This is a genomic window from Pseudomonas sp. R62, from assembly GCF_000257605.1.
Taxonomy (GTDB): Bacteria; Pseudomonadota; Gammaproteobacteria; order Pseudomonadales; family Pseudomonadaceae; genus Aquipseudomonas; species Aquipseudomonas atacamensis.
Genome location: NZ_JH635999.1, coordinates 1,153,496 through 1,157,068, shown reverse-complemented (window position 1 = coordinate 1,157,068; position 3,573 = coordinate 1,153,496). Strand labels below are relative to the sequence as shown.

3 protein-coding genes are annotated in these 3,573 nt (G+C 61.3%); all 3 read left to right on the top strand.

The genetic code is table 11. The features are described 5' to 3' along the window. Nucleotides 1-225 precede the first annotated feature (225 nt). A complete protein-coding gene (locus OQK_RS23500; RefSeq protein ID WP_016774565.1) occupies nucleotides 226-1,386 on the top strand; it encodes an outer membrane beta-barrel protein in 1,161 nt (386 codons plus the stop codon). Between the two features lie 12 nt (nucleotides 1,387-1,398). Beyond that, nucleotides 1,399-1,932 (top strand): polysaccharide biosynthesis/export family protein, encoded by a 534-nt coding sequence (locus tag OQK_RS23495; RefSeq protein WP_016774564.1) that lies wholly within the window; start codon nucleotides 1,399-1,401, stop codon nucleotides 1,930-1,932. Nucleotides 1,933-1,934: 2 nt separating this feature from the next. Continuing rightward, nucleotides 1,935-3,573 (top strand): GumC family protein (locus tag OQK_RS23490; RefSeq protein ID WP_016774563.1); only part of this gene is annotated, 1,639 nt, incomplete at its 3' end.

Here is a 3,573-nt window from a genome sequence, read left to right as displayed (position 1 = left end):
CCGCAGCTCAAACCCGGCGAACCTCTGCAAATCGTCCAAGGCCCACTGTCCCCGCTCGAAGGCGTGTTCCTGTCCATGCACGGCGACGAGCGCGTGATGATGCTGCTCAATTTTCTCAACCGCCAACAGCACGTCAGCGTCCCGCTGAGTTACCTCGAACGCCAGCGACAATAGTTCGGATCCGCTTCGCCCTGACCCCGACCCCCTTAATCAGGAGCGTGATCCATGGCTCTGAAGCCTCGCTGTTCCCTGGTTTTAGTCGTCGCCTGCTGTGCCCCCGAAGCTGCCTGGAGCGTTGAGCCGCAAGCGATCAATGTCTACGGCTTCGATTTCACCCCGACCTTTGCCTTGTCGGAAAGCTACGACGACAACTTTCGCGAAGTCGAACACGATGTCGAATCGACCATGGTCACCCGTCTGGCGCCGGCCTTCGAGCTCAAGGCGGAGGACCGCAACAGCGCCACGCGGGTGATCTGGGAACCGACCCGCTACATCTATCACAGCGCCTCGGACGCTTCGAACACCGCCCAGCGTCTGCGCGCTGACAGCATCATGGAGTTCACCGACCGGCATCGGCTGAAACTCGAAGCCGAGGCGCGTAAATACGAGCGCACCACCTCGACCGCCGTCGACGGCATCAACGACAAGATCGAGAGCAAGCGCGTCGGTGGCGTCTACACCTTCGGTGCGCGCAGTGCGCTGAACCAGATCGACCTCGGCGCCAGCTACGCACAACTGCGCTACGACAACGCCGACGGCATCAACGATGACAAGGAGCGCAACACCAGCAACCTCACCACCACCTGGTATCACCGCCTCGGCAGCAAGACCCGTGGCTTGCTCGAATACGACCACACCCGCTTCGACTACCTGCAATCGAACAGCCCGCGCAGCAGCCGCTCCGACGCAGTGCTGGCCGGTGCCGAGTGGGACATGACGGCGAAAACCACCGGAAAATTGCGCGTCGGTTACGAGCGCAAGAATTTCGACCAGAGTGGTTCCGACGACCTGAGCAACCCTACCTGGCAAGTGGATCTGGCGTGGAAACCGCGCACCTACTCGACTTTCACCTTTCTCGCCCGCCAGGCCATGGCCGAAGGCGACGATGGCTCCGACGCGGTGAAAGCCACCTTCACCCAGATCGGTTGGCGTCACGGCTGGACCGAACGCATCACCAGCGTTGCCGAAGTCGGCATGGGCCATTACGTCTACGAAGGCCAGGACCGTAGCGACGATTTGCAGGACTACAAACTCGGCGTGAATTACGAAATGCGCCGCTGGCTGGACGTCGAAGTCGCCTACCGCCACCGCGATAACGACTCCGATGCCGGCAACGAAAGCTTCACCCGCAATGTTTTCCAGATCACGTTCGACGTCAGTCTGTAGGAGGGTTGGGCCATGCATACGCGCCTGATTTTATTGTTGTTGCTGCTCTGGACAGTGCCCACGGTCGAGGCGGCGGACACCGACACCAATTACCGCCTGGCCGCTGGCGATGTCTTGCGCATCATCGTGTTCGGCGAGCCGGAACTGAGCTTCAAGAAGATCCGCCTCAACGATGCCGGGACCTTCTCCTACCCGTTTCTCGGCGAAATCGTCGCCAAGGGCCTGACGCCCAATCAGGTCGAACAAAAGCTCGTCGACGGCCTCAAGCAAGGCTACCTGGTCGACCCGAAAGTCAGCCTCAGCCAGATCGAATACCGCCCGTTCTACATCAACGGCGAGGTGCAGAAGCCCGGCAGTTATCCCTTCCAGCCCGGGCTCACTCTGGAAAAAGCCATCGCCCTGGGTGGCGGCCTGACCGAACGCGCCTCAATGAAACGCGTGACGATTTTGCGCGGCAGTGGCGGCCCACCGGTCACGGAGAACATCTCGCGCACCACCGTCATCGCCCCCGGCGACACCATTTCCATTGCACAAGGCTTTTTCTGATCATGGACAACAGCCCAAGCACCTACCTCGAACGTCCGCTCCAGGGCCACTTGCCAACGCAAGCCGCCGATGAGTCGGACACCCTTGATCTGCTGCACCTGTGGCGGGTGATCTGGTCGGCGAAGTGGAACATCGCCTGGCTGGTGCTGCTCAGTTGCGCGCTGGCCGTGGCGGCGCTGTCGTTCATCACGCCGCAGTACGTCGGCAGTGCGACATTGCTGATCAAGGACAAGACGCCGCCGGTGTTGAGTTTTCAGCAAGCCGCCGAATCCGGCGGCGCCACCACCACTGATTACTTGCAGACTCAGCAAGCCCTGCTGCAATCGCGGGAGCTGGCCGAGCGCGCCGTGCGCAAACTTGGCCTGACTACCAACCCGATCACCGATCCACGCCAGCAGGCGCAGAGTTGGTTCACCCCGCGCCAATGGCTGGCGGACCTCAATCGTGACCAGTGGCTGCCATGGCTGGATCTGCTGCCGCCGCCGAAGCCGCCAGCGACCGAAGAACAAGTGTTCAACGACGTCACGCAAAACCTGATGCTGCATACCAGCGTCAAGTTTGTCGGCAAAAGTCAGTTGCTGGAAATCGAAGTCGAACTGCCTGACCCCGCGCTCGCTGCGGCGGTGGCCAACGCCCTCGCCCAAGGCTTTATCGACAGCCAGCAGGACACCAGCCTGAAGTCTTCGCAAAACAACACCAGTTGGATGAACACCCGCCTGGTCGAGTTGCGCGACAACCTGCGCGTCGCCGAAAACAAGTTGCAGGCCTATCGCGAAGAACAGGGTCTGGTCGATGTCGACGGCGTCGCCACCATCAGTGCCAACGAGCTGCAGATGACCGGCAACCGCATGATCGATGCGCGCCGCGATCGTGCCGAAGCGGAGAGCCAGTTCCGTCAGGCGCAAGCCTTGAGCAACGGCGACATCAGTCGTTTGTCCAGCGTGCCGGCAGTGCTGAGCAATCCGCTGATTCAGCAGTTCCAGGCCGATCTGGCCAAGGCCCAGGCCAAAGTCGAAGAGTTGTCGGGCCGCTACGGGCCGAAGCACCCGGCGCTGATCTCCGCGCGATCCGAACAACTTACGGCGGCCAACAGCCTGCGCCTGCAAGTGCAGCAAGTGGTTGCCGGTATCGAGCGCCAGTATCAACTGGCAGTGGCCAGCGAAGACGCCTTGCGCAAATCCTTCAACAGCAACAAGGCGCAGATTCAGGACATTTCGCGCAAGGAATTCCAGCTGCGCGAATTCCAGCGTGAAGTCGACAGCACCCGAGCCCTCTACGAAACCTTCGTCACCCGCCTCAAGGAAACCGCCGCCACCTCGGACATGGATTCGGCCAAGGCGCGCATCGTCGACCCGGCGATCGCACCGCTGGAAGCGAGCAAACCGCGCAAGAACCTGATTCTCGCAATTGTCGCGCTGGTCGCAGCGATCGTCGGCATCGCCCTCGCCTTCCTCTTCGATACCCTGAGCAACACGTTCAAGACCGACGACACCGTCGAGAGTCTGCTCAATGTGCCGCTGCTCAGCGTAGTGCCGCTGGTGATGAAAAAGAGCCGGCGGCAGTTGGCGCGGCTGTTCGAGGACAACGACCACCCGCGTTTCTGCGAAACCATCCGCAACCTGCGCACCTGGCTGATGCTGC